Source organism: Streptomyces spiramyceticus, assembly GCF_028807635.1.
GTDB lineage: Bacteria > Actinomycetota > Actinomycetes > Streptomycetales > Streptomycetaceae > Streptomyces > Streptomyces spiramyceticus.
The window spans coordinates 216,979-241,052 of record NZ_JARBAX010000001.1 but is presented as its reverse complement, the minus strand read 5'-3'; the positions used below and the strand labels follow the sequence as shown (position 1 = coordinate 241,052).

Genomic DNA, 24,074 nt, shown 5'->3' with positions numbered 1-24,074 from the left:
GGCCGGGGGCGGTCGGTTCAGACAGACATCAGACAGACAACAGATTCAGAGCACGCACTCGGCCTCGGCGTACCGCTCGGTGGGCACGGTCTTGAGGGTCTCGACGGCCTCGGCCAGCGGGACCATCATGATGTCCGTGCCGCGCAGGGCCGTCATCATCCCGAACTCGCCGCGGTGCGCCGCCTCCACCGCGTGCCAGCCGAAGCGCGTCGCGAGGACGCGGTCGTACGCCGTCGGGGTGCCGCCGCGCTGGACGTGGCCGAGGATGACCGGGCGGGCCTCCTTGCCGAGCCGCTCCTCCAGCTCGATGGAGAGCTGCCTGGCGACGCCCGCGAAGCGCTCGTGGCCGTACATGTCCTTGCCGCCGACGTCGAACTCCATGGAGCCCTCGCGCGGCTTGGCGCCCTCGGCGACCACGACGATCGCGAACCGCTTGCCCGCCGAGAAGCGCTTGCCGACCAGCTCGGTCAGCTCACCGATGTCGAAGGGGCGCTCGGGCACCACGATGGCGTGCGCACCGGCGGCCATGCCGGAGTGGAGCGCGATCCAGCCGGTGTGCCGGCCCATCACCTCGACGATCAGCACCCGCTGGTGCGATTCGGCGGTGGTCTTGAGCCGGTCGAGGGCCTCGGTGGCCACACCGACCGCCGTGTCGAACCCGAACGTGACGTCGGTCGACGCGATGTCGTTGTCGATGGTCTTCGGTACGCCGACGATCGGCAGCCCCGCCTCGGACAGCAGATTCGCCGCCTTCAGCGTGCCCTCGCCGCCGATGGGGATGATCGCGTCGAGCCCCAGCTCGGCGACGTGGCCGCGGGCGGTCTCGACGCCGCCGCGCAGATGCGCGGGCTGCACCCGCGAAGAGCCGAGAATCGTGCCGCCACGGGCGAGAATGCCGCCGACCGCGTCAAGATCGAGCTTGCGGTAGTCGCCTTCCAGGAGGCCCTTCCACCCGTCGTGGAACCCGATGACCTCGTCGCCGTGGTCGACGACGGCGCGGTGCACGACGGAACGGATGACGGCGTTCAGGCCGGGGCAGTCGCCGCCGGAAGTGAGTACACCAATGCGCATGCCCGGAATACCTTTGCAACGTGGGCCAAGGACCGGACCACGTCGTCCGGTTGTATCCCCGTCACCCTACTCGCGCGGGGTGACGGGGCCGAACCGGGCGTCCGCCTGCTGGACACCATAAACGCGTACGAAACGAACAATCCGTCAGGCGGGCTGCTGCGCCGCGCCGATGCGCTCGGCGCGCAGCGCGTCGTACCACCGGTCGTCGGTGGGCGGCAGCGCGTTGACATCGAGGGCCAGCTTGAGCAGCAGGTCCGCGATGAGCGGGTTGCGGGCCAGCACGGGGCCGTGCATGTAGGTACCGAAGACGGTGTCGTTGTACGCGCCCTCCGTGCCGTCGCCGGTTCCGTTGCCCTTGCCGATGCGCACCCGGGCGAACGGCCGTGCCGTCGGGCCGAGATGCGTGATGCCCTGGTGGTTCTCGAAGCCGGTCAGCGGCGGCAGGCCGAGGCGCTCGTCGATGTCGCCGAGGACGTCGCCGACGCACCGCTCGCCCTCGCCGCGCGTGCTGACGACGTCGAGCAGGCCGAGGCCCTGCTCGCGCTCGCCGAGGTCGTTGATGAACTCGTGGCCGAGGATCTGGTAGCCGGCGCAGACCGAGAAGACGATCGCTCCGTTGGCCACCGCACGGTTGAGCCCGCCGTCACGGCGGAGCCGCTCGGACGCGAGCCGCTGCGGCCGGTCCTCACCGCCGCCGATCAGGTAGATGTCGCCCGAAGTGGGGATCGCCTGGTCGCTGCGTACGTCCACACGGTGCACGTCGAGGCCGCGCTGACGGGCCCGGCGCTCCACGACGAGGGCGTTGCCCTGGTCGCCGTACGTGCTCAGCAGGTCCGGGTAGATCCACACCAGGCGCAGGCTGTTGTCGCTCATGCTTGCTTGTCCTTTTCCGGTGTACGCGGACTAGTTGCCGACGCGGCGGCGCAGGTCCTGGAACGCGGTGTAGTTGGCGATCGTCTCGATCAGCCCGGGCGGCGCCAGCTGCACGGCCTCGTCGAGGCTCTCGCAGACCCGGAAGTCCAGGTTCGCGACCTCCAGGCGCACGGCCAGGTCCAGCTTGCGGTCGCCGAGCACGAAGATCGGGTGGCCGGCGAGACGGGTGTAGTCGACGTCCCACAGCCAGGAGGTGTCCGTGCCGTCCGCGCCGCGCGCGTTGACGGCCAGGATCACCGGCGTCGGCGGCGGGTTGATGAGGGAAAACGTTTCGAGCCAGCCTGCCGGGTTCTTCGCGAGCAGCAGCCGCAGTTCGCGGTCCTGGAACTGCACCACGTCGTACCGTCCGGCGACCGCCTGCACCTGGTACATCCGCTCCAGCGCCACCTGCGGCGGCACACCGAAGGCCGCGGCGACCGCGGCGGAGGTGGCGGCGTTCGCCTTGTTGGCGCGGCCGGGCAGCTGAAGGTGGATCGGCCACGCCGAACCGTGCGGGTCCAGGACGTGGTCGCCGCTCAGCACCCAGCTCGGGGACGGGCGGCGGAAGCCGCACTCACCGCAGAACCAGTCGTCGCCGGGGCGCTGCATCACACCGCCGCAGGACGGGCAGGACCAGGCGTCGTCCTTCCACTCCTGGCCCGCCGCGACCCACACCACATTGGGGGAGGAGGAAGCGGCCCAGACGATCAGCGGGTCGTCGGCGTTCGCGATGACCACGGCCTTCGTACCGGACAGGCCCTCGCGCCACCTCTCGGCGAGCATCCGCGTCTCGGCGGCGCGGTCGAGCTGGTCGCGGGAGAGGTTGAGCAGTGCGATCGCCTTCGGCGTCACATCGCGCGCGACTCCGGCGAGGTACTTCTCGTCGACCTCGATCACGCCGTACTTCGCGTCCGAGCCACCGGCCAGGGCGGAGGTGATGCCCGCCGGCATGTTGGCGCCCAGCGCGTTGGAGACGACGGGGCCGCTGGCCCGCAGCGCCTCGGCGATGAGGCGGGTCGTGGTCGTCTTGCCGTTCGTCGCGGAGACAAGCACGACGTCGAGATGCTGGGCGAGCCGCCCGAGCAGATCGGGGTCGAGCTTGAGCGCCACCTTGCCGCCGATCACGGATCCACTGCCGCGCCCCGCGGCGCGGGACACCGCCGCCGCGGCCTTGCCTGCCGTCACGGCCAGCTTGGCCCGCGGCGACAACGGCTCCGTGTTGCCTGCCATCGTCACTGATCCTCCTTGCATCCGGCGCCGCACTTGCCCCAGGTCCACCGGTCAACGTCGGGGCTCAGCCTATCGAGATACCGCCTGGGCCCCGAACCCCGGCACCACCGGGGACGCCGTCGGCTCCGGTGGAACGTACGCTTGCCGCCATGCGACACCGCCCGATTCCCGGCAGTTCCGGGCTCGTTCGACCCATGACACTGTTCGGCGCCGAGGTGCTGCACGCCTCCTGCGAGACCGTGACCGAGTTCGGCCCCTCGCTGGCCCGGCTCGTCGAGGACATGTACGCGACGATGTACGCGGCCCAGGGAGTCGGCCTCGCGGCCAATCAGGTCGGCGTACCGCTGCGCGTCTTCGTCTACGACTGCCCGGACGACGAGGACGTCCGGCACGTGGGGCACATCGTCAACCCACGACTGGTCGAGGCCGACGGCATCACCGTACGCGGTCCGGAGGGCTGCCTGTCGCTCCCGGGCCTCGAAGCGGGCACGGAGCGGTTCGACCGGGCGCTGGTGGAGGGCGTCTCGGTCACGGGCGATCCCGTCCGCATAGAAGGCACCGGGTTCTTCGCCCGCTGCCTCCAGCACGAGTGCGACCACCTGGACGGCCAGGTCTATACGGACCGGCTCACGGGGTGGCGGCGGGCGCGCGCACTGCGCGCCGCCCGCCGGGCGGGCTGGTAGGCCGCCGACGCCGTCAGAAGCCGGGGGCGCCCACGCGGTCGCTTGCCGTGGCCAGCCGGCCCCACAGCAGGTCGGCGAGGCTCGACACCAACACCTTGCGGGAGCAAGGGCGTTCACCCAGCCACCAGTCGCCGGCCGCGTGCATCATGCCGACAATGCCGTGGCCCCATACCCGGGCCAGCAGTTCGCTCTCGGGCCCGAGCTCCACGCGTTCGGCGATCACCTTCGCCAGTTCCTCGCCGAGCCGGCGCAGCAGCGGCGCCGAGTGGCGGCCGACGTCGAAGCCCTGCTCGGGCTGGTGCGTGTCCTCGGCGGGGTGCATCAGGAAGCGGTACACCTCGGGCAGCGCCTCGATCGCGGCGAGGTAGGTGTCGAGGGTCGCCTCGACCCGCTCGCGCCGGTCGGCGGGCGCGTCGAGCGCGGCCCGAAGGGCGTCGAGCAGGGCGTCGGTGTGGCGCTTCGCGAGTGCCCGGTAGAGGCCGCCCTTGTCGCCGAAGTGCCGGTAGAGGATGGGCTTGGTGATGCCCGCCTCGGCGGCTATGGCGTTCATGGAGGCCTGCGGACCGTCCCTGAGCACCACACGATCCGCGGCTTCGAGCAGTTCCCGCCGCCGCCGTGCGGCCGCCGAGCGCTGCTGCTCGTCCTGCTGTGTGGTGTCCATGGTGTGTCTCCCCGCCCAAACTGCGATTCCGTGACGCCTGCGAAACGTAACACCATGGCGGCGGTGGCCGCCGGTCCGGAGTGCTGCGGTTGACATCGCCTACTTGCTGGTAACAGACTCCGGTTACCGCAGGTAACGCATGAAGTTCAAGCAGTGCTGGAGGGGACATGGCCGAGTTCACGCTCGAACTCAACGATGACCAGAAGCAGGTCCGCGACTGGATTCACGGGTTCGCCGCCGATGTGATGCGCCCGGCCGCCGCCGAGTGGGACGAGCGTGAGGAGACTCCCTGGCCCGTGATCCAGGAAGCCGCCAAGGTCGGCATCTACTCCCTGGACTTCTACGCGCAGCAGTTCTTCGACCCGACGGGTCTCGGCATCCCGATGGCGATGGAGGAGCTGTTCTGGGGCGACGCCGGCATCGGGCTCTCCATCGTCGGTACGGGCCTGGCCGCCGTGGGCGTCCTCGCGAACGGCACCGAGGAGCAGATCGGCACCTGGATCCCCCAGATGTACGGCGACGCGTCCGACGTCAAGGTCGCCGCCTTCTGCTCCTCCGAGCCGGACGCAGGATCCGACGTCTCGGCGATGCGCACCCGGGCGGTGTACGACGGCGCCAAGGACGAGTGGGTGCTGAACGGCACCAAGACCTGGGCGACCAACGGCGGCATCGCCAACGTCCACGTCGTCGTCGCCCTCGTCGACCCCGAGCTCGGTTCCAAGGGCCACGCCTCCTTCATCATTCCGCCCGGTACGCCCGGCCTGTCCCAGGGGCAGAAGTTCAAGAAGCACGGCATCCGCGCCTCGCACACCGCCGAGGTCGTACTGGAGGACGTACGCGTCCCCGGCCACTGCCTGCTCGGCGGAAAGGAAAAGCTCGACGAGCGCCTCGCCCGCGCCAGGGAGCGTGCCCAGAAGGGCGGCGTGGGGGTCCCCCCGGCCGGAGGCTGGGGGAGCGTCAAGAACGCTGCGATGGCCACCTTCGAGGCGTCCCGCCCCGCGGTCGGAGCAATGGCGGTAGGCACCGCACGCGCCGCGTACGAGGTCGCACTCGACTATGCCAAGACCCGCGAGCAGTTCGGCCGCCCGATCATCGACAACCAGGGCATCGCCTTCCAGCTCGCCGACATGCGCACCCAGATCGACGCGGCGCGGCTGCTGGTGTGGCGGGCCTCCTGGATGGCCACCACGGGAAAGCCGTTCACCTCGGCCGAGGGGTCCATGTCGAAGCTGTACGCCAGCGAGACGGCCAAGAAGGTCACGGCGCAGGCGGTCCAGATCCTCGGCGGCAACGGCTTCACGCGGGAGTACCCGGTGGAGCGCATGCACCGTGACGCGGCGATCTACACGATCTTCGAAGGCACTAGCGAGATCCAGCGCCTGGTGATCGCCCGCACGCTGTCGGGCATGCCGATCCGCTGACGACCCCGCTGAGGACCGCTGACGGACGAGGGCGCCGTCTCCGCCGTGGGGGCGGGGACGGCGCCCTCGTGCGCCTTCACGCGCCGTGATGCGTGGCGCAATCAGGCGGGCAGGTGCGCCTCGATGGCGGCCACGATCTCCGCCGCCTCCGGCTCGGTGCGCGGACGGAAGCGGCCGACGACCTCACCCTCGCCGGAGATCACGAACTTCTCGAAGTTCCACTGGATGTCGCCGGCCTCGCCGTCGGCGTCGTTGACCTGCGTCAGCTCGGCGTACAGCGGGTGGCGGTGGTCGCCGTTCACCTCGATCTTCTCCAGCAGCGGGAACGTCACGCCGTAGCTCGCCGAGCAGAAGGCCTGGATCTCGTCCGAGCTGCCCGGCTCCTGGCCCGCGAACTGGTTGCACGGCACGCCGAGCACGGTGAAGCCCCGGTCCGCGTACGTCTGCTGGAGCCGCTCAAGGCCCGCGTACTGCGGCGTCAGGCCGCACTTCGACGCGACGTTCACCACCAGTACCGCCTTGCCCCGGTAAGCCTCAAGGGTCACCGGCTCGCCGGTCAGGGTGCGCAGGGGGATGTCGTACAGGCTCATCGCCGTCTCCTCATAGCTTGCTGGTCTCTGACCCGTACTGTTCCAGAGGCCCGGGGGACCGCCGCCGACGGCCCTGTCTTCCGGTTCCGGGTTATCGTTGCCCGAGCTAGCTGGGGCCGATGGTGTCGCCGGCCCGGCCTCCGGCCTCCGCTCTTCCCTCCGTACGACAGGTTCCCTCCGCCTTGCAGACGCTGCTCCTGCCTGCCCGCCCGTCCTGGCTGTCCCCGAAGATTCTGCGCACCGAGGTGCTGGCCGGCCTGGTCGTCGCGCTCGCGCTGATCCCCGAGGCGATCTCGTTCTCGATCATCGCCGGAGTGGACCCCAGCGTCGGTCTGTTCGCGTCGTTCACGATGGCCGTCACCATCGCGATCGTCGGCGGCCGACCCGCCATGATCTCGGCGGCGACCGGCGCCGTCGCCCTGGTCATCGCCCCGCTCAACCGCGAGCACGGCTTCGGCTACCTTGTCGCGGCCGTCATCCTGGGCGGCATCTTCCAGGTGGTCCTGGGGGCGCTGGGAGTGGCCCGGCTGATGCGGTTCGTACCGCGCTCGGTGATGGTGGGCTTCGTCAACGCCCTCGCGATTCTGATCTTCATGGCACAGGTGCCGGAGCTGACGGACGTCCCCTGGGGCGTCTATCCGCTGGTCGCGGGCGGGCTGGTGCTGATGGTCCTCTTCCCGAGGATCACCCGGGCCGTACCGGCGCCGCTGGTCTCCATCGTGATCCTCACGGTCATCACCTTGGCCGCGGGCATCGCCGTACCCACAGTGGGGGACAAGGGCGAACTGCCGTCCTCGCTGCCGGTGCCCGGCCTGCCCGACGTGCCGTTCACGCTGGACACGCTGACGACGATCGCGCCGTACGCCTTCGCGATGGCGCTGGTGGGGCTGATGGAGTCGCTGATGACGGCCAAGCTGGTCGACGAGATCACCGACACCCACTCGAACAAGACCCGCGAGTCGATCGGCCAGGGCGTCGCCAACATGGTGACGGGATTCTTCGGCGGCATGGGCGGCTGCGCCATGATCGGCCAGACCATGATCAACGTGAAGACGTCCGGCGCACGGACCCGCCTCTCGACCTTCCTCGCAGGCGTCTTCCTGATGATCCTGTGCATCGTCTTCGGGCCGGTCGTCTCCGACATCCCGATGGCCGCCCTGGTCGCCGTCATGATCCTGGTCTGCGTCGGCACCTTCGACTGGCATTCGATCGTGCCCGCGACGCTCCGGAGGATGCCGACGGGCGAGATCACGGTCATGGTGATCACCGTCGCCTGCGTGGTGGCGACCCACAACCTGGCCGTCGGTGTGGTGGTCGGCTCGATCACCGCCATGGTCATCTTCGCCAAGCGCGTCGCCCACCTCGTCGAGGTCAGCCCGGTCACCGACCCCGACGGGCGGCGGACGGTCTACACCGTGACCGGCGAGCTGTTCTTCGCCTCCAGCAACGACCTGGTGACCCAGTTCAACTACAAGGACGACCCGGAGAACGTCGTCATCGACCTCTCCGCCGCCCACATCTGGGACGCCTCGTCGGTGGCGGCGCTCGACGCCGTCACCACCAAGTACGAGGGCCGCGGCAAGACCGTGGAGATCGTCGGCCTGAACCGGGACAGCGCCGAACGCCACGGCAGCCTCAGCGGCGAACTCGGCACCCCCTAGCCCCCGCTCTCACGCTTTGTTGTCGTCCCAGGAGGAGCCCAGCCAGCTGTCGAAGCTGCGGATCAGCAGCAGCTGTGCGGCGGCGAGCCGCCAGTCGACCCACTCCGCGTGGACCTGCACTTCGTCGTCGTTCGACCGGAACTCCAGCGCGGCGTCCTTGCCCCGGGTGCGCCAGATGATCCGGCGCGGGCCGCGCGCGACATCGCCGCTGCCCGCGAAAATGCTTCCTACAGCGATCGCGGCCTGGACGGGGAAGAGCAGCCACCACACGTACCACCAGAAGATCCGGCCCTTGAAGCCGACGGCTTCCGGTGCGCCGGTCTGCGCGACGGTCCAGCGGGTGCGCAGGCCGTTGCCCGACAGGGCCTTCTCTCGGGTGAGGGTGCCGACGATTTCGCCCTGCTCGCCCAGCACTTGGTACGTGGCGACACCGTCGGACGCCGACTTGGTCACGACGGTGGCGATCCGGCGTTGGCGGTAAGGGTCGGCCCACAGGACGAAGGAACGTATGCCGTCCTTGCGCGCCGCGAGATACGCGGGGACGCCTCCGGGCGGCAGTTCGCGTTCGGCGTGGGCGACCACGTGCGGGGACTCGGTCCCCGTCGCCGCGTACTTCACCTGGTGTTTCACCTCGTGCGGGTCGGTCCGGGGCTCGGACCACAGCCGCAGGACGGCGCTCATCGCTGATTTCCTCTCGGTAGTACGGAATCCGGCCCGCCACCGGCGAGGCCGGTCTCCCAGGCCCACGCGGCGATGCCGACGCGGTTACGGGCGCGGAGCTTCGCCTGGATGTTGGCGATGTGGGTCTTGGCGGTGCCCGGCGAGATGAACAACTCCGCGCCGACCTCCGCGTTGGTCAGGCCGCGCGCGACGAGCAGGGCGATCTCCCGCTCCCGGGCGGTGAGCGGGTCGGGAGCGGCGGGAGCGGCGGGAGCGGTGGGGGAGGTGCGGGTCGGTGTCGGCTCCGCCGCGGACAGTTGGCGCAGCAGCCTGACGGTGAGCTGCGGGCTGATGAGCGTGTCCCCGGCCATCGCCGCCCGTATGCCTTCGATCAGCAGATTGGGGCCCGAGCGCTTCAGCAGGAAACCGCAGGCTCCGTTGCGCAGCGCGGTGTGTACGTAGTCGTCGACGTCGAAGGTCGTCACGACGATGACGTGGATGGGGTGTTCGGTTCCTGAGCCTGCCAGCAGCCGGGTGACCTCCAGGCCGTCGAGGCGCGGCATCCGGATGTCGGCCAGGACGACGTCCGGGCGCAGCGCGCGGGCCAGCTCGACGGCGGCCGCGCCGTCGGCGGCTTCCCCGACGACGGTCATGTCGGGCTGCGAGTCGAGGATGAGCCGGAAGCCGCTGCGTACGTCTTCCTGGTCGTCGGCTATCAGGATGCGGGTGGTCACAGGATCATGATGCCGTGGCCTCCGTTTCGGTGGCGGGGAGGGTCGCCCTGACCCGCCAACCCCCTTGGTGCGGACCCCAGTTGAACGTGCCTCCTGACGCTCGGACGCGCTCGGCCAGGGCCGGCAGGCCGGTGCCTCCGCTGCCTCCGTGTTCGAAGCGGGGGAGGGGAGGCAGAGATGAGAGGCGGGTGCGGCCGCCGTCGTTGATGACCTTCACCTCGACGCTCGTACGGTCCGTGGTGAGCGCGACCTCCACCTCGGCCGCTCCTGGTGCGTGCCGGCGGACGTTGGTCAGCGCCTCCACCACGATCCGGTGGACGGTCGCGGCGCCCTCGCGGGAGAGCGCCTCGGCTGCGCCGGGTGCGATGTCGAGGCGGGCGCGGGTGCGACCCGTATCGCTGAACCGGTCTATGAGGATGGCGAGTTGGTCCGTTCCGGGGAGTGCTGTACGGGCGCCGGCCGGCGGTATGTCTTCGCCGGATTCCTCCGCCGTGTGCAGCATGCGTACCGTACGGTCGATCGATGCCAGGGCCGCGAGCCCCGCCCGCTCGATCCGCTCCAGTGCCAGGGTGGCCGCCGCCGGGTCGTTCTGCGCCACGAAACGGGCCGCCTGGGCCTGGACGACGATGCCGCTGACGTCGTGGGCGACGAAGTCGTGGAGGTCGTGGGCGAGTTCGAGCTGCTGGGCGCGGCGGGCGGCGACAACGGCCAGGTGCCTGCGGCGTTCCATCGAGCGCGGGTAGCCGCCGACCACGAGCGCACCGATCACGGGCACCGTCCAGAAGGCCGCCAGGCCGACGTACTCGAAGAAGGACGCGGACGGCACGAGCGGAAGCGTCCACAGGGCGACTGCCGTGGCGGCGAGGCCGCCGCCGACGAGGAGCTGCGGGCGCGGCGCCCAGCGTGCGGCGGCTGTCAGCAGCATCAACGCCGCTGCTGCTGCGACGAGTTGCCACACCGAGCCCGTACGTGTGCCGTGTCCCTGCCAGACGAACGTGGCTACGAGGAGCAGGGCTCCGGCAGCGCCCGCGGCAACCCCGGCCCACCGGCGTGAGCGCGGCCAACATCCGGCCGCGCCGAGCGCGATACCGACGGCTGCGAGCGCCGGTGCGGGCCCGGCGCCCAGAGCGAGGGCCGCGACGCACCAGGCGGCGGTCACGAGGCCTATGACGACACGGTCCCTGCGTGCCATGCCCATGATCTTCACGTCTACGACCCTATGGTCCGGGCCGGTCCGGCCGCCTCTGCCGAACGGCATAGAGGCCGGCCGGGCCGCGTTGTGGATCTCCCGATCGGCCGATGGTCGCGTCCGGCCCCGGCGGCGGAAGCTGATGCCACACCGAACAGCGGCTCAACCTGCCGCAGAGAAACGGGAGTTCATCATGTTGCGCAGCAGCACCGCGATCCGTACGGCCGTCGCAAGCCTCGCCGCACTGGCCGCCATCGGTGGCCTCGCAGCCTCCGCCAATGCTTCGGCGTCGGGCGAAGCCCACGCCAATCCGCAAGCGCAGACCCAGGCGAAGAAAGCGCCGAAGGAGTCCAGCCTCACCGGCTCCGCCAAGATGTACCGCAAGGACGGCCAGCGCGTGAACTTCTCCTTCGACGCCCACGGCTTCGCTCCCGCCGAGCCCGACGAGCCGGACGCCCCCGCAGGCACCTCGCGCGGCACCTTCCGCTTCAGCCACTACACCGCCGACGGCAAGCAGGGCGCGTACGCCGAAGGGCGCATCGACTGCCTGCTGACCGGCGGCCCGGTCGCCACCGCCACAGGCATCATCACGCGCTCCGACCACCCCGCCGGAATCGTCGGCAAGCGCGTCGGCTTCACCGTCCTGGACAGCGGCAAGCGCGACCGCGTCGGCTACAGCTGGGCCGTGGGCAGCATCGACACGATGAACGTGCCGAAGTGCCTGAGCGCGGCGCCGTACGAGACGGTCGAGAGCGGCAACTTCAAGGTCGAGCACGTCCTGCCGGAGAACCCTTCCGCGAAGTAAGCAATCGGGGAGAGTTTCGGCATCAATTCGCAGAGTGCTTATTGATTGCACTCTCGAAGTGTCTGTAAACCTGCCGCTCAACAGCCAACGACGGTGTTGAGGAGCAGGGCGATGAACAGACGGTTGGATGCGCCGGACCGCGGCCATGAGCGCGGCCGGCGCGCTCGCTCTCGGGCCGACCGGATGCGGTGGTGTGGCGGGGAGCACGTCTCTTCGCGGGCATCGCGGTGGTCGTCCTGCCGCTTGTCACGCTGTACGTCTGGCTCGGCGGCCGCATCATCGAGGGCATGACGCTCAGATCCGGCAAGTAGCCGGCAATGGAAAGGCAAACCGCACTGTGTCGACTGTGTCACCTCGACTTACGGCTCTCATCGCCATGCGCCAGGACGTGGCCGCGCTGGCTCTCCCCGACGGCGTACGGGCGCGGCTGGCCGCGGTCTGCGACGTACCGGACCTTGTGGTCGACGATTTCGGGCGGCCGGAGGCGCGCAAGGCGCTGGCCCGTGCGGATGTGCTGATCTCGGGGTGGGGCTGCCCGGTGGTCGACGCGGGCGTGCTCGCCGACGCACCGCGGCTGAGGGCCGTCATGCACGCGGCGGGCTCGGTCAAGCAGGTGCTTGCCCCCGCGGTCTGGGAGCGCGGCATCACCGTCTCGTCCGCCGCGCCCGCCAACGCGGCTCCGGTCGCCGCGTACACGGTCGCCGCGATCCACCTGTCCGCCAAACGGGTGTTCCGTGCGGCGGGGGAGTACCGGGCGGGCCGGCCCCAGGACTTGACGGTGTCCCCGACGACCGGCCTCCTCGACCGTACGGTCGGAGTCATCGGGGCCTCGAAGATCGGGCGGCTGGTGCTGGGGCGGCTGGCCGGGGCGGGGGTCCGGTTGCTGGTGCACGACCCGTATCTGGGGGCGGCGGAGGCGGATGCGCTCGGCGCTGAACTGGTCGGCCTGGACGCGCTGTTGACGGCCTCGGACATCGTGTCGCTGCACGCGCCGCTGCTGCCCGGGACCCGGCATCTCATCGACGCGCGGGCGCTCGGGCTGCTGCGGGACGGTGCGGTGCTCATCAATACGGCGCGCGGCGGGCTCGTGGACACCGAGGCGCTGGCGGAGCACTGCGCGGCCGGCCGCATCGACGCGGTACTCGACGTCACCGACCCGGAACCGCTGCCGCCGGGGCACGTGTTGCTGACCCTGCCGAATGTGCTGGTCACGCCGCATGTCGCGGGGGCGATGGGTACGGAGGTGCGGCTGCTGGGCGCGTTCGCGGTCGCGGAGGTGGAGCGATTCGCGGCGGGCGATGCGCTGGTGGGGGAGGTACGGGCGGAGGACTTGCCGCGCATCGCTTGACCGCGGGGACGGTGCGGGTCGCCTGCGGTGGGCTTCATTCCGCACCCGGGAAAAAGCGCCGCAGGCACCCGCACGGTCCTTGCTCAGGCGGCGGGATCTCCGCCACGTCCGCGAACTCGTTGTCGTAACTCACCATCGCGAGATCCTCAGGCACGCCCAGCCCGGCCCGCCGCGCCGCCGACTGCACCAGCGCGGCCTCCCGGTCGCCGAAGCACAGGGCGCCCGTGACGCCCGCCGCCACGAACTTCGCCACCGTCGCGTCGGCCCGCTCCGGGCTCCACGCGTCCATCGGCGCACTGTCGTACACCGGCTCCGGCAGGGCGAAGTCGGCGACGGCCCGGGCGAATCCGGTCCGGACGGGCGCGGCGGTCGGCGCGTCGACACGCGTGACCAGCGCGAGGCGCTGATGGCCAAGGGACAGCAGGTGCCGTACGGCGTCGTACGCGCCGCCCTCATGGTCCGTGCAGACGTGCTCCGTCGGATCGCCCGGGCCCGCGGCCGTCAGCCGCCGCTCCACCAGCACCGCGGGAACGGGCAGATGCAGGAGTTCGTCCGTACGCCGCGCCGGGTCGTCGGAGGCGTGCAGGCCGGGCACCAGCAGCAGCCCGTGCACCCCGGCCGCGAGCAGTTCGGCGATCGCCGCGTCCTCCGCCTTCGGGTCGTAGTACGAGCAGCCAGCACGAACTGGGCACCCGCCTCGGCCAGCACCTCCTGGATGCCCTGGAGGACGCGAGGGTGGTACAGCGCGGTGTCCGGCACGAGTACGCCGATGATCCTGCGCCGGTCGGGTACGCGCGGAGGGCGGCCCAGGGCGAACCGAGGGCGATGTGACGAAGGCGCCGCTCAATCACCGCTCGACGATGTACGTCGACTGGATCCGCGTCTGGCAGTGAGCGCACTCACGCCGGCAGTCGGCGGAACAGGCCTTCCTGCACCACGGAGACGAGCAGATTGCCCGCACGGTCGTAGATGCGGCCGCGCGCCAGTCCCCGGGCGCCGGTCGCGATGGGAGACTCCTGGTCGTACAGGAACCACTCGTCCGCCCGGAAAGGCCGGTGGAACCACATCGCGTGGTCCAGCGACGCGATGTCGAAATTGCGCGGCCCCCACAGCGGCTCGATCGGGATACGGACCGCGTCGAGCAGCGTCATGTCGCTCGCGTACGCCAGCGCGCACGTATGCACGAGCTGGTCGTCGCCCAGCGGTCCGACCGCCCGCATCCACACGGCGCTGCGCGGATCCGCTTCCTTGACCTGCTCGGTCGTCCAGCGCAGCCGGTCGACGTACCGGATGTCGAACGGCTGGCGCCGCGCCATCCGCTCCAGAGACTCGGGCAGCGTCCCGAGGTGCTCACGGATCTCGTCGACGACCTTCGGCAGCGAATCCGGCTCCGGGAACTCCAGACGCGGCGGCAGCTGGTGCTCGAAGGCGGCCTCCTCCGGCTGGTGGAAGGAGGCGGTGAGGTTGAAGATCGTGCGGCCCTGCTGGACGGCCGTGACCCGGCGGGTCGTGAAGGAACGCCCGTCCCGCACCCGCTCCACCTGGTAGACGATCGGCACACCGGGGTGGCCCGGCCGCAGGAAGTAGGCGTGCAGCGAGTGCACGGGCCGTTCGCCCTCGGTCGTACGGCCGGCCGCGACCAGGGCCTGGCCGGCGACCTGCCCGCCGAAGACCCGTTGCAGGGACTCCTGCGGGCTGCGGCCGCGGAAGATGTTGACCTCGATCTGCTCCAGGTCGAGCAGATCAACGAGCCGTTCGGCGGGATTCGTCGTCACCGGGAGCTTCTCCTTGGTTCTACCGCAGACGCTGTTACTGCTGATGTTTCCAGAGCCGATGTTTCCAGAGTCGGCGCTTCCAGAGTCGGCGCTTCCAGAGCCTGCGCTTCTAGAGCTGACCGACAGAGGTGACGCGGACGACCGCCCGCCCCTCCTCGTCGGAGGCCACGAGATCGACCTCGGCACTGATACCCCAGTCATGGTCGCTGTTCGGGTCGGCGAACGTCTGGCGGACGCGCCACAGGCCGTGCTCGCCGTCCTCCTCGATCATCAGCAGCTTGGGCCCGCGCGCGTCCGGCCCGGTGCCCAGGTCCTCGTACTCGTCCCAGTACGCGTCCATGGCCTCGCCCCACGCGTCCTCGTCCCAGCCGGACTCGCCGTCCATCTCGCCCAGCTCGCGGACGTGGTCCAGTGCCGCCAGCTCGACCCGGCGGAACATGGCATTGCGTACGAGCACCCGGAAGGCCCGCGAGTTGGCCGTGACCGGCTTGACCTGGTCGGCGCGCTCCTGCGCCTGCTCGGCCGTCTCCACCTCGGGGTTCGCGAGCTGCTCCCACTCGTCGAGGAGGCTGGAGTCGACCTGGCGGACCAGCTCGCCGAGCCACGCGATGAGGTCTTCGAGGTCCTCCGACTTGAGATCGTCGGGAATGGTGTGCTCAAGAGCCTTGTACGCGCCCGCGAGGTAGCGCAGCACAATGCCCTCGGTGCGGGCGAGTTCGTAGTGCGAGGTGAACTCGGCGAAGGTCATGGCCCGCTCGTACATGTCGCGGATCACGGACTTCGGCGACACCGGATGGTCACCGACCCACGGGTGGCTCTTGCGGTACACGTTGTACGCGTGCCACAGCAGCTCGTCCAGCGGCTTCGGATACATCACGTCCTGGAGCCGCTCCATCCGCTCCTCGTACTCGACGCCGTCCGCCTTCATCTGGCCGACCGCCTCGCCGCGCGCCTTGTTCTGCTGGGCGGCGAGGATCTGGCGCGGGTCGTCGAGCGTGGACTCGACCACGGACACCATGTCCAGGGCGTACGACGGAGAATCCGGGTCCAGCAGATCGAACGCGGCCAGTGCGAACGTCGACAGCGGCTGGTTGAGCGCGAAGTCCTGCTGCAGATCGACCGTCAGCCGTACGATCCGGCCCTCGGCGTCCGGCGTCTTCAGCTGCTCCACGACACCGCCGTCGAGCAGCGAGCGGTAGATGGCGATGGCCCGGCGGATGTGCCGCAGCTGCGCCTTGCGCGGCTCGTGGTTGTCCTCCAGGAGGCGGCGCATCGCCTCGAAGGCATTGCCGGGGCGGGCGATGACCGAGAGCAGCATGGTGTGCGTGACCCGGAAGCGCGAAGTCAGCGGCTCGGGGTCGGACTTGATGAGCTTCTCGAAGGTGGTGTCCGACCAGGCGACGAAGCCCTCCGGTGCCTTCTTGCGGACCACCTTGCGGCGCTTCTTCGGGTCGTCGCCCGCCTTCGCGAGCGCCTTCTCGTTCTCGACGACGTGCTCGGGCGCCTGCGCGACGACGAAGCCCGCCGTGTCGAACCCGGCCCGGCCCGCGCGGCCCGCGATCTGGTGGAACTCCCGGGCGCGGAGCGTACGTACCCGCGTGCCGTCGTACTTCGTCAGCGCGGTGAACAGGACCGTGCGGATGGGCACATTGACGCCGACACCCAGCGTGTCCGTACCGCAGATGACCTTCAGCAGACCGGCCTGCGCGAGCTTTTCCACCAGGCGGCGGTACTTGGGAAGCATGCCCGCGTGGTGCACACCGATCCCGTGGCGGACGTACCGCGAGAGGTTCTTGCCGAATTTCGTGGTGAAGCGGAAGCTGCCGATCAGGTCGGCGATCTGGTCCTTCTCCTCGCGCGAGCACATGTTGATGCTCATCAGCGACTGCGCCCGCTCGACGGCCGCCGCCTGCGTGAAGTGCACGATGTAGACCGGAGCCTGCTTGGTCTCCAGGAGCTCGGTCAGCGTCTCCGTGATGGGCGTGAGGCGGTACTCGTACGACAGCGGGACCGGCCGGGTCGCGGAGCGCACGACCGAGGTCGGGCGGCCCGTACGCCGGGTCAGATCCTTCTCGAACATCGAGACATCGCCGAGTGTCGCCGACATCAGGACGAACTGCGCCTGCGGAAGCTCCAGCAGCGGAATCTGCCAGGCCCAGCCGCGGTCCTGCTCCGCATAGAAGTGGAACTCGTCCATCACGACCTGGCCGATGTCGGCGTGCTTTCCGTCGCGCAGCGCGATGGACGCCAGCACTTCGGCGGTGCAGCAGATGACCGGGGCGTCGGCGTTGACGGAGGCGTCGCCCGTCAGCATCCCGACGTTCTCCGTACCGAAGAGCTTGCACAGGTCGAAGAACTTCTCCGAGACCAGGGCCTTGATCGGCGCGGTGTAGAAGGTGACCTTGTCCTGAGCCAGCGCGGTGAAGTGCGCACCCGCCGCGACCAGGCTCTTTCCGGAGCCCGTGGGGGTGGACAAGATCACATTCGCACCCGAGACCACCTCGATCAGTGCCTCCTCCTGGGCGGGGTAGAGGCTGATGCCCTGGCCCTCGGCCCATGCGGAGAAAGCCTCGAAGAGGGCATCGGGGTCGGCGGACGGAGGCAGCTGATCGATAAGGGTCACACCCCCATCTTGCCTGGCTTCCCCCTTCAAGAGGGAACCGGACGGCCGTACGAAGATCACGGGCGATACGCTGCCGTGTCAACTGGGCCACAGCACAAGAGCAAATGGGGCGGGAACAATCATGATGGGACCGGCACACTCACTGTCAGGAGCAGCGGCCTGGCTGGGGGTGGGGGCGGCGGCGGCCGCCGCGGGCCATCCGATGCCCTGGCCCGTACTCGTCGTCGGAGCGCTGATCTGTGCGGGCGCGGCGCTCGCACCCGACCTCGACCACAAGTCCGCGACCATCTCGCGTGCCTTCGGCCCCGTATCGAAGGGCCTGTGCGAGATCGTCGACAAGCTGTCGTACGCCGTCTACAAGGCGACCAAAAAGCCCGGCGACGCCCGCAGGACCGGCGGCCACCGCACGCTCACCCACACCTGGCTGTGGGCGGTCATGATCGGCGCCGGCGCATCGGCCGTGGCGTACACCGGCGGGCGCTGGGCCGTCCTGGTGCTCCTCTTCATCCACCTCGTCCTGGCGGTGGAGGGCTTGCTGTGGCGGGCCGCCCGGGTGTCCAGCGACGTCCTGGTGTGGCTGCTCGGCGCGACCAGCGCATGGATCCTGGCGGGCGTACTGGACAAACCGGGCAACGGCGCCGACTGGCTGTTCACGGGTGACGGCCAGGAGTACCTGTGGCTCGGCCTGCCGATCGTCCTCGGCGCCCTGGTGCACGACATCGGCGACGCGCTCACCGTCTCGGGCTGCCCGATCCTGTGGCCGATCCCGGTGGGCCGCAAGCGCTGGTACCCGATCGGCCCGCCGAAGGCGATCCGCTTCCGCGCCGGCAGCTGGGTGGAGCTGAAGGTGCTGATGCCGGCGTTCATGCTGCTCGGGGGGGTGGGCGGCGCTGCGGCGCTGAACTTCATCTGATCCGGCGCCGGGCCCTCGGGCTCGGCGCCGCGTCCTCACGGAGAGTGGGGCGGTGAATCAGACGACGAGGAACTCTGGCCCGTTACGTGGCCGAGGAACTCGGGCCCGTACGTGGCAATGTCCTCGCCGTCCGGACGCTTGATCTGCATCAGCTGCACGGCGATCTCCCTCATGGCCTTCATGGTCAGGAACGACTCGCCGAATGCCGTCTCATCTCCGTCCCTCCACGCTTTTTCCAGGAGCCGGAGGGTCTCGGTGTACGTTCACTTCGGCGACGGGGTGGGCGACGATGGCCATCGCAATAACTGAGAGAAATGGTCGATCTCTCTCGGTTACGGGGTGACGCGCCGCCCGCCCGGTAGTCGCTATCCGTGCCAGGACCGCCAGAGCGCCGCGTACGCCCCCTCCGCCGCCACCAGGTCGTCGTGGCTCCCCAGCTCGCTGATCCGGCCGCCCTCGACCACCGCGATCACATCCGCGTCGTGCGCGGTGTGCAGCCGGTGCGCGATCGCCACGACCGTACGGCCGTCGAGCACCCGCGCCAGCGACCGCTCCAGATGGCGCGCGGCCCGCGGGTCGAGCAGCGACGTCGCCTCGTCCAGCACCAGCGTGTGCGGGTCGGCCAGCACGAGCCGGGCCAGCGCGATCTGCTGCGCCTGTGCCGGGGTGAGCGCATGGCCGCCCGAGCCGACCTCGGTGTCGAGGCCGTCGTCCAGCGCCCGTGCCCAGCCGTCCGCGTCCACCGCGCCCAGCGCCGCCCACAACTCCGCGTCGTCCGCGCCCGTGCGGGCCAGCAGCACGTTGTCGCGCAGGGAGCCCACGAAGACGTGGTGCTCCTGGTTGACCAGCGCCACGTGCTCGCGCACCCGCTCGGCAGGCATCTGCGACAACTCCGCCCCGCCCAGCGTCACTTCACCCGTGCGCGGCGCGTAGATCCCGGCCAGCAGCCGCCCCAGCGTCGACTTGCCCGCGCCGGAAGGGCCGACCAGGGCGAGCCGCGTTCCGGGTGCGACGTCCAGCGTCACCCTGTGCAGTACGTCGACGTCCGCCCGGTACCCGAAGTGCACCGCGTCGGCCCGCACCGTACGCCCGTCGGGCGCGACCCGCGTATCACCGGCGTCCGGCTCGATCTCCCGTACGCCGACGAGGCGGGCCAGCGAAACCTGGGCCACCTGGAGCTCGTCGTACCAGCGCAGGATGAGGTTGACGGGGTCCACCAGCATCTGCGCCAGCAGGGCGCCCGTCGTCAGCTGGCCGACATTGATCCAGCCCTCCAGGACGAAGACGCCGCCGATCAGCACCACGGAGCACAGGATCGTGATGTGCGTGACGTTGATGACGGGGAAGAGCACGGACCGCAGCCACAGCGTGTACCGCTCCCATGTCGTCCACTCCCTGACCCGCTGCTCGGACAGCGCCACCCGGCGGCCGCCGAGGCGGTGCGCCTCGATCGTCCGGCCCGCGTCGACCGTCTCGGCGAGCATCGCCGCGACCGCCGCATAGCCCGCCGCCTCGGAGCGGTACGCCGAAGGGGCCCGCCTGAAGTACCAGCGGCAGCCGATGACGAGGACGGGAACGGCAACCAGGACGGCCAGGGCCAGCGGCGGCGCGGTGACGACGAGGCCGCCGATCAGCAGCCCGGCCCACACCACACCGATGGCGAGCTGCGGCACGGCCTCGCGCATCGCGTTCGCCAGCCGGTCGATGTCGGTGGTGATGCGCGACAGCAGATCGCCGGTGCCGGCCCGCTCCAGTACACCCGGCGGCAGACCGACGGAGCGTACGAGGAAGTCCTCACGCAGGTCTGCCAGCATCTCCTCGCCGAGCATCGCGGCGCGCAGCCGCATCTGCCGGGTGAAGACGGTCTGGACGACGAGGGCGATCGTGAACACGGCCACAAGGCGCTCCAGATGGAGCTCGCGCGCCCCGGTCGCCAGGTCCTCGACGAGCGAGCCCAACAGGTACGGGCCTGCCATCGAGGCGACGACCGCGATCGCGTTGAACGACACGAGCACCGCGAAAGCCTTGCGGTGACGTCTCATCAGCTCGCGCACATAGGTCCGCACGGTCGCGGGACTGCCGACGGGCAGGGTCGTCGCCGACTCCGGTGCGGCCGGGTCGTAGGACGGTGGCGCCACGCCGATCATGCCGATTCCTCGATTTCTTGAAGTTCCTCGTGAAGTTGCTCCCGGAGCGCCAGTGCCCGCGCGATTTCTTCCTCGGTCTCGCGGGTGACGACCGCCCGGTAACGCGGTTCGCTGTGCAGCAGCTCGCGGTGCACGCCCACCGCTGCGACCTCGCCCTCGTGGACGAGCACCACCCGGTCGGCCTGGTCGAGCAGCAACGGCGACGACGCGAAGACAACCGTCGTACGTCCACTCCGCAGCTTCTTCACCCCTGCGGCGACCCGCGCTTCGGTGTGCGAATCGACGGCGGAGGTCGGCTCGTCCAGGACGAGGACCTGCGGGTCGGTCACCAGCGAACGGGCCAGGGCGAGGCGCTGCCGCTGCCCGCCGGACAGCGAGCGCCCGCGCTCGGTGATCCGGGTACGCATCGGGTCGCCGTCACCGTCGTCGGCCGACGCCTGGGCGAGCGCGGCCAGTACGTCGTCGCACTGGGCCGCGTCCAGCGCGTTCGAGGCGGCGACCTTGCCCGAAGCGGGCACGTCGAACAGGTCGCTGAGGGTGCCGGACAGCAGCACCGGGTCTTTGTCCTGGACAAGGACGGCGGTCCGCGCGGCGCTCAGCGGCAGCTCGTCGAGCGCCACTCCGCCGAGCAGCACCGAGGGCGACTTCTCGCCGGTGTCCGCCGTGATTTCTGCCGTGGTGTCGGCCGTGGTGTCCGTCGTGGGGTGCCCACCGAGCCGCTCCGCGAGCCGGCCCGCCACGTCGGGGTCGCCGCACACCACGGCGGTGAAGCGGCCCGCGGGTGCGAGCAGCCCGGAGGCCGGGTCGTACAGGTCACCGCTCGGAGCCACGACGCCGGACTCCGCCCCGGCCTCGCCGCCCGTCGCGGACGCCGTGCGTTCCAGCGACAGCACCCGCGCGGCCCGCTTCGCCGAAGGACGCGAGAAGGAGTACGCCATGGCGATCTCCTCGAAGTGCCCCAACGGGTAGAGCAACAGCGTCACCGCGCTGTACACGGTGACCAGTTCCCCCACCGTGACCTTCCCGTCGAGCGTGAGCTTCGCGCCGTACAGGACGACCGTGATCAGCAGCAGACCGGGCAGCAGCACCTGGATCGCGGAGATCAGCGACCACATGCGGGCGCTGCGCACGGCCGCCTTGCGTACTTCCTGCGAGGCGCGGCGGTAACGGCCGAGGAACAGCTCCTCGCCGCCGATGCCGCGCAGTACGCGCAGTCCGGCGACGGTGTCGGAGGCCAGCTCGGTGGCCTTGCCCGCCAGCTCGCGCTGGGTGTCGGCCCGCCGGGTCGCCGCCGGCAGCAACGGCAGCACGGCCAGCGCCAGTACGGGCACACCGATCGCCACGACGATGCCGAGCGCGGGCTGGTAGATCAACAGACCCGTGCAGACGACGACGAGCGCGACGGCTGCGGCGGCGAAGCGTGAGAGCGCCTCGACGAACCAGCCGATCTTCTCGACGTCGCCGGTGGAGACAGCGACGACCTCGCCCGCAGCGACTCTGCGGGTCAGGGCCGAGCCCAGCTCCGCGGTCTTGCGGGCCAGCAGCTGCTGCACGCGCGCCGCAGCGGTGATCCAGTTGGTGACGGCGGTCCTGTGCAGCATGGTGTCGCCGACGACGACGGCCACGCCCAGCAGGGCGATCAGCCCGGCGGCGAGCGCGAGGCCTCTGCCGGATCCGTCCACCACGGCCTGTACGGCGAGGCCCACGCCCAGCGGGAGACCGGCGACGCCGCACTGGTGCAGCAGTCCCCAGGACATCGACTTGAGCTGCCCGCCGAGCTGGTTGCGCCCGATCCACAGCAGGAATCGGGGTCCGGACCGTACGTCGGGGACGCCCGGATCGGGATACGGAAGATCGCGAATCTGCATGACGTCCCACGGCTCGGTGTGTTGGCTGAAACCGTGCAAGGCTCACCTTTTTCCACTGCACAACACAATCGATTTATGGGCGCCAGGACACAGAACGCGCCAAGATCCATCAACTCGCTCTGGCGCTCACGGCGGTCCCACGCTTCACTCCTGACGCATGAGACGACGAAGAGTCATGAGCATGCTCGCGGGCCTGGCCCTGGCCGCGGGATCGGTGTTCGGCGCAGGCCAGGCGGGCGCGGCAACCGTGACTGCGGCCGCCGGTGACGAGCCGCCCGCCGAGTTCGGCAGGGACTGGCACGATCCCGTCACCGCCGCACCGCCCGTCGAGGTCCCGGACACGCGCTCCTGCCAAGTGACGGTCGCAGAGGTGCAGTTCCGCGATTTCACGCCGTTCAAGGGCGGCTACGCACCCCCGAAGGGATGCGGCGACCGGTGGAGCAAGGTCGTGCTCCGCCTGGAGGGCAAGGTCGCCGGGCGGCAGTACGACCGCCTCGGCTACCTCCACATCGGCGGTGTCGAGGTGCTCCGCACGTCCACTCCGCAGCCCTCGCCCGACGGCATCACCTGGTCGGTCGAGAAGGACGTCACGCGCTACAGCGACACACTGCGCCGCGAGCAGCCCGTCGAGATGCTCATCGGCAATGTCGTCAACGAGACGTACACCGGGGTCATCGACGTCAAGGCGAAACTGACCTTTTACGCCACCGAGGGCCGCACCAAACCCGCCGCGCCCCCGGACCGCGTCCTCACCCTCGACGGCGACTCGCTCACCACCCCGCGCAACTCCGAGCGCATACTCGCCGAGGTGTACGCGACGGGCTCGGGCGGCGGCTGCGAGGAGTACTGGTACCTGTCCGTACCCGAAGAGGCGCCGTACTCCTGCAAGACGCCGGGCGGCCCCTACCGCGAGGTCCAGATCAAGGTCGACGGACAACTCGCGGGAATCGCCGCGCCGTTCCCGACGGTCTGGACGGGCGGCTGGTCCAACCCCTTCCTCTGGTACGTGATCCCGGGCCCGCGCGCCTTCGACATCAAACCGATTCAGTACGACCTGACGCCCTTCGCGGGCAGGCTCAACGACGGCCGCCCGCACCGCGTCGAGGTGTCCGTCGTCGGTGTTCCCGAGGGGCAGACCGGCTGGAGCACGCCCGTCAATGTGCTGGTCTGGCAGGACGAGGGCCGCGAGGTCGTCACGGGCGCGCTGACCGGGCACCAGAACGGCGTGCCGGTCAACTCCACGACGTACACGGCCGGTTCTGAACACCGGCTCGACACCACGGGCGGTCACCGGTTCACCGTCTCCGGATACGTGAACACCTCGCACGGGCGCATCCGGACCACCGTCGACCGCACGCTCGCCAACACGTCCCTCCACCGCTGGACCGAGGGCGAGAACCTCGACGCGCTCAAGGGGAAGTGGACGGACGACGAGACGGTCACCACCGACGGGCGCGGGCCCGCCCGTGCTGTGCGCGCCCACCGTACGTACACGATGGACGGTACGACGACGCTGGGCGCGGGCGACCGGCTGCGGACGGTGCTGGCGCTCGGGGACCGGGCCGACACCGGCGTCCTGCGGGGTGGCAAGCGGGTGTCGTGGTCGCGGTTCGACGACGCGTACGAGGGCGACGCGACGTACACGGCGAACGTCCCGCGCGACCAGCGGCACGCGGTCGCCGCGACGAGCGAGCGCTACCGGCTCCAGGGATCGGCCGGGTGCTACGACCGGAGCCTGAGGACGGTCCAGGGGACGGTGACGGAGGACCGGCTGCACTGCTGA

Annotated in this window: 21 protein-coding genes; 7 read left to right on the top strand and 14 right to left on the bottom strand. The window is 70.3% G+C overall.

Annotation, left to right across the window (positions count from 1 at the left end; translation table 11 throughout):
• Positions 1–45: 45 nt before the first annotated feature.
• The 3 genes from PXH83_RS00860 to PXH83_RS00850 all read right to left on the bottom strand — a co-directional run bounded on the left by PXH83_RS00860 (position 46) and on the right by PXH83_RS00850 (position 3,213).
• Entirely contained in the window at positions 46–1,071 is a 1,026-nt protein-coding gene (locus PXH83_RS00860; protein WP_274555501.1) for a 6-phosphofructokinase, read from the bottom strand.
• Positions 1,072–1,215: 144 nt separating this feature from the next.
• Entirely contained in the window at positions 1,216–1,944 is a 729-nt protein-coding gene (locus PXH83_RS00855) for a type 1 glutamine amidotransferase (protein ID WP_274555499.1), read from the bottom strand.
• Positions 1,945–1,974: 30 nt separating this feature from the next.
• Positions 1,975–3,213, bottom strand: coding sequence for a MurT ligase domain-containing protein (locus tag PXH83_RS00850; protein WP_214919738.1), 1,239 nt, complete (start codon positions 3,211–3,213; stop codon positions 1,975–1,977).
• A 149-nt stretch (positions 3,214–3,362) separates the two neighbouring features.
• Here PXH83_RS00850 and def point away from each other — a divergent pair, with 149 nt between their 5' ends.
• Positions 3,363–3,896 carry a peptide deformylase gene (gene def / locus PXH83_RS00845; protein ID WP_274555493.1) on the top strand — a complete coding sequence of 178 codons (534 nt, stop codon included), beginning with the start codon at positions 3,363–3,365 and terminating at the stop codon, positions 3,894–3,896.
• 13 nt (positions 3,897–3,909) lie between these two features.
• Here def and PXH83_RS00840 read toward each other — a convergent pair whose 3' ends face one another.
• Positions 3,910–4,557 carry a TetR/AcrR family transcriptional regulator gene (locus PXH83_RS00840; protein ID WP_274555491.1) on the bottom strand — a complete coding sequence of 216 codons (648 nt, stop codon included), beginning with the start codon at positions 4,555–4,557 and terminating at the stop codon, positions 3,910–3,912.
• A 167-nt stretch (positions 4,558–4,724) separates the two neighbouring features.
• On the opposite strand from PXH83_RS00840, the gene PXH83_RS00835 reads away from it, so the two are divergent.
• Positions 4,725–5,978 (top strand): acyl-CoA dehydrogenase family protein, encoded by a 1,254-nt coding sequence (locus PXH83_RS00835; protein WP_274555489.1) that lies wholly within the window; start codon positions 4,725–4,727, stop codon positions 5,976–5,978.
• Positions 5,979–6,079: 101 nt separating this feature from the next.
• Here PXH83_RS00835 and PXH83_RS00830 read toward each other — a convergent pair whose 3' ends face one another.
• Entirely contained in the window at positions 6,080–6,568 is a 489-nt protein-coding gene (locus PXH83_RS00830; RefSeq protein ID WP_274555487.1) for a glutathione peroxidase, read from the bottom strand.
• Positions 6,569–6,687: 119 nt separating this feature from the next.
• On the opposite strand from PXH83_RS00830, the gene PXH83_RS00825 reads away from it, so the two are divergent.
• On the top strand, positions 6,688–8,229 hold the full coding sequence (locus tag PXH83_RS00825; RefSeq protein ID WP_274555485.1) for a SulP family inorganic anion transporter: 1,542 nt from the start codon (positions 6,688–6,690) through the stop codon (positions 8,227–8,229).
• Positions 8,230–8,238: 9 nt separating this feature from the next.
• Here the strand turns inward: PXH83_RS00825 and PXH83_RS00820 are convergent, their stop codons facing one another.
• Genes PXH83_RS00820 through PXH83_RS00810 form a run of 3 tightly spaced genes read right to left on the bottom strand, consistent with a single transcriptional unit; the run spans position 8,239 to position 10,815 of the window.
• Positions 8,239–8,910, bottom strand: coding sequence for a hypothetical protein (locus PXH83_RS00820; RefSeq protein ID WP_274555483.1), 672 nt, complete (start codon positions 8,908–8,910; stop codon positions 8,239–8,241).
• Positions 8,907–9,623, bottom strand: coding sequence for a response regulator (locus tag PXH83_RS00815; RefSeq protein WP_274555481.1), 717 nt, complete (start codon positions 9,621–9,623; stop codon positions 8,907–8,909). The genes PXH83_RS00820 and PXH83_RS00815 overlap by 4 nt, the downstream gene beginning before the upstream one ends.
• A 4-nt stretch (positions 9,624–9,627) precedes the next feature.
• Positions 9,628–10,815 carry a sensor histidine kinase gene (locus PXH83_RS00810; protein WP_274555478.1) on the bottom strand — a complete coding sequence of 396 codons (1,188 nt, stop codon included), beginning with the start codon at positions 10,813–10,815 and terminating at the stop codon, positions 9,628–9,630.
• 190 nt (positions 10,816–11,005) lie between these two features.
• Between PXH83_RS00810 and PXH83_RS00805 the strand changes: the two genes are divergently transcribed.
• Positions 11,006–11,617, top strand: coding sequence for a hypothetical protein (locus PXH83_RS00805; protein WP_274555476.1), 612 nt, complete (start codon positions 11,006–11,008; stop codon positions 11,615–11,617).
• A 376-nt stretch (positions 11,618–11,993) separates the two neighbouring features.
• On the top strand, positions 11,994–12,965 hold the full coding sequence (locus tag PXH83_RS00800) for a hydroxyacid dehydrogenase (RefSeq protein WP_274562620.1): 972 nt from the start codon (positions 11,994–11,996) through the stop codon (positions 12,963–12,965).
• 34 nt (positions 12,966–12,999) lie between these two features.
• Here the strand turns inward: PXH83_RS00800 and PXH83_RS00795 are convergent, their stop codons facing one another.
• The 3 genes from PXH83_RS00795 to PXH83_RS00785 form a co-directional block, all read right to left on the bottom strand.
• Positions 13,000–13,578, bottom strand: a complete 579-nt coding sequence (locus PXH83_RS00795; protein ID WP_274555472.1) for a substrate-binding domain-containing protein — start codon at positions 13,576–13,578, stop codon at positions 13,000–13,002.
• 286 nt (positions 13,579–13,864) lie between these two features.
• The gene (locus tag PXH83_RS00790; protein WP_274555470.1) at positions 13,865–14,740 is read right to left on the bottom strand and encodes an acyl-CoA thioesterase; all 876 of its coding nucleotides are present in this window, start codon (positions 14,738–14,740) and stop codon (positions 13,865–13,867) included.
• A 109-nt stretch (positions 14,741–14,849) separates the two neighbouring features.
• Positions 14,850–17,363 carry a DEAD/DEAH box helicase gene (locus PXH83_RS00785; RefSeq protein ID WP_274555468.1) on the bottom strand — a complete coding sequence of 838 codons (2,514 nt, stop codon included), beginning with the start codon at positions 17,361–17,363 and terminating at the stop codon, positions 14,850–14,852.
• A gap of 121 nt (positions 17,364–17,484) precedes the next feature.
• Between PXH83_RS00785 and PXH83_RS00780 the strand changes: the two genes are divergently transcribed.
• A complete protein-coding gene (locus PXH83_RS00780; protein ID WP_274555466.1) occupies positions 17,485–18,276 on the top strand; it encodes a metal-dependent hydrolase in 792 nt (263 codons plus the stop codon).
• Between the two features lie 35 nt (positions 18,277–18,311).
• Here PXH83_RS00780 and PXH83_RS00775 read toward each other — a convergent pair whose 3' ends face one another.
• From PXH83_RS00775 to PXH83_RS00765, 3 genes are all read right to left on the bottom strand, one after another.
• Positions 18,312–18,449: a hypothetical protein gene (locus PXH83_RS00775; RefSeq protein WP_274555464.1), complete on the bottom strand. Its 138-nt coding sequence runs from the start codon at positions 18,447–18,449 to the stop codon at positions 18,312–18,314.
• A 192-nt stretch (positions 18,450–18,641) separates the two neighbouring features.
• Complete coding sequence (locus tag PXH83_RS00770; protein WP_274555461.1) at positions 18,642–20,423, bottom strand: ABC transporter ATP-binding protein; 1,782 nt, start codon at positions 20,421–20,423, stop codon at positions 18,642–18,644.
• Positions 20,420–22,291: an ABC transporter transmembrane domain-containing protein gene (locus PXH83_RS00765; RefSeq protein ID WP_274562619.1), complete on the bottom strand. Its 1,872-nt coding sequence runs from the start codon at positions 22,289–22,291 to the stop codon at positions 20,420–20,422. Before PXH83_RS00765 ends, PXH83_RS00770 begins: the two co-directional genes overlap by 4 nt.
• Positions 22,292–22,448: 157 nt before the next feature.
• Here PXH83_RS00765 and PXH83_RS00760 point away from each other — a divergent pair, with 157 nt between their 5' ends.
• A complete protein-coding gene (locus PXH83_RS00760; RefSeq protein ID WP_274555458.1) occupies positions 22,449–24,074 on the top strand; it encodes a peptide-N4-asparagine amidase in 1,626 nt (541 codons plus the stop codon).

Coding starts and splice junctions, on each gene's coding strand:
- PXH83_RS00775 (WP_274555464.1), bottom strand. CDS start 18,449: ATGAGGGAGATCGCCGTGCAGCTGATGCAGATCAAGCGTCCGGACGGC.
- PXH83_RS00800 (WP_274562620.1), top strand. CDS start 11,994: ATGCGCCAGGACGTGGCCGCGCTGGCTCTCCCCGACGGCGTACGGGCG.
- PXH83_RS00850 (WP_214919738.1), bottom strand. CDS start 3,213: ATGGCAGGCAACACGGAGCCGTTGTCGCCGCGGGCCAAGCTGGCCGTG.
- PXH83_RS00860 (WP_274555501.1), bottom strand. CDS start 1,071: ATGCGCATTGGTGTACTCACTTCCGGCGGCGACTGCCCCGGCCTGAAC.
- PXH83_RS00765 (WP_274562619.1), bottom strand. CDS start 22,291: ATGCAGATTCGCGATCTTCCGTATCCCGATCCGGGCGTCCCCGACGTA.
- def (WP_274555493.1), top strand. CDS start 3,363: ATGCGACACCGCCCGATTCCCGGCAGTTCCGGGCTCGTTCGACCCATG.
- PXH83_RS00835 (WP_274555489.1), top strand. CDS start 4,725: ATGGCCGAGTTCACGCTCGAACTCAACGATGACCAGAAGCAGGTCCGC.
- PXH83_RS00770 (WP_274555461.1), bottom strand. CDS start 20,423: ATGATCGGCGTGGCGCCACCGTCCTACGACCCGGCCGCACCGGAGTCG.
- PXH83_RS00840 (WP_274555491.1), bottom strand. CDS start 4,557: ATGGACACCACACAGCAGGACGAGCAGCAGCGCTCGGCGGCCGCACGG.
- PXH83_RS00810 (WP_274555478.1), bottom strand. CDS start 10,815: ATGGCACGCAGGGACCGTGTCGTCATAGGCCTCGTGACCGCCGCCTGG.
- PXH83_RS00825 (WP_274555485.1), top strand. CDS start 6,688: ATGGTGTCGCCGGCCCGGCCTCCGGCCTCCGCTCTTCCCTCCGTACGA.
- PXH83_RS00855 (WP_274555499.1), bottom strand. CDS start 1,944: ATGAGCGACAACAGCCTGCGCCTGGTGTGGATCTACCCGGACCTGCTG.
- PXH83_RS00820 (WP_274555483.1), bottom strand. CDS start 8,910: ATGAGCGCCGTCCTGCGGCTGTGGTCCGAGCCCCGGACCGACCCGCAC.
- PXH83_RS00760 (WP_274555458.1), top strand. CDS start 22,449: ATGAGACGACGAAGAGTCATGAGCATGCTCGCGGGCCTGGCCCTGGCC.
- PXH83_RS00805 (WP_274555476.1), top strand. CDS start 11,006: ATGTTGCGCAGCAGCACCGCGATCCGTACGGCCGTCGCAAGCCTCGCC.
- PXH83_RS00830 (WP_274555487.1), bottom strand. CDS start 6,568: ATGAGCCTGTACGACATCCCCCTGCGCACCCTGACCGGCGAGCCGGTG.
- PXH83_RS00780 (WP_274555466.1), top strand. CDS start 17,485: ATGATGGGACCGGCACACTCACTGTCAGGAGCAGCGGCCTGGCTGGGG.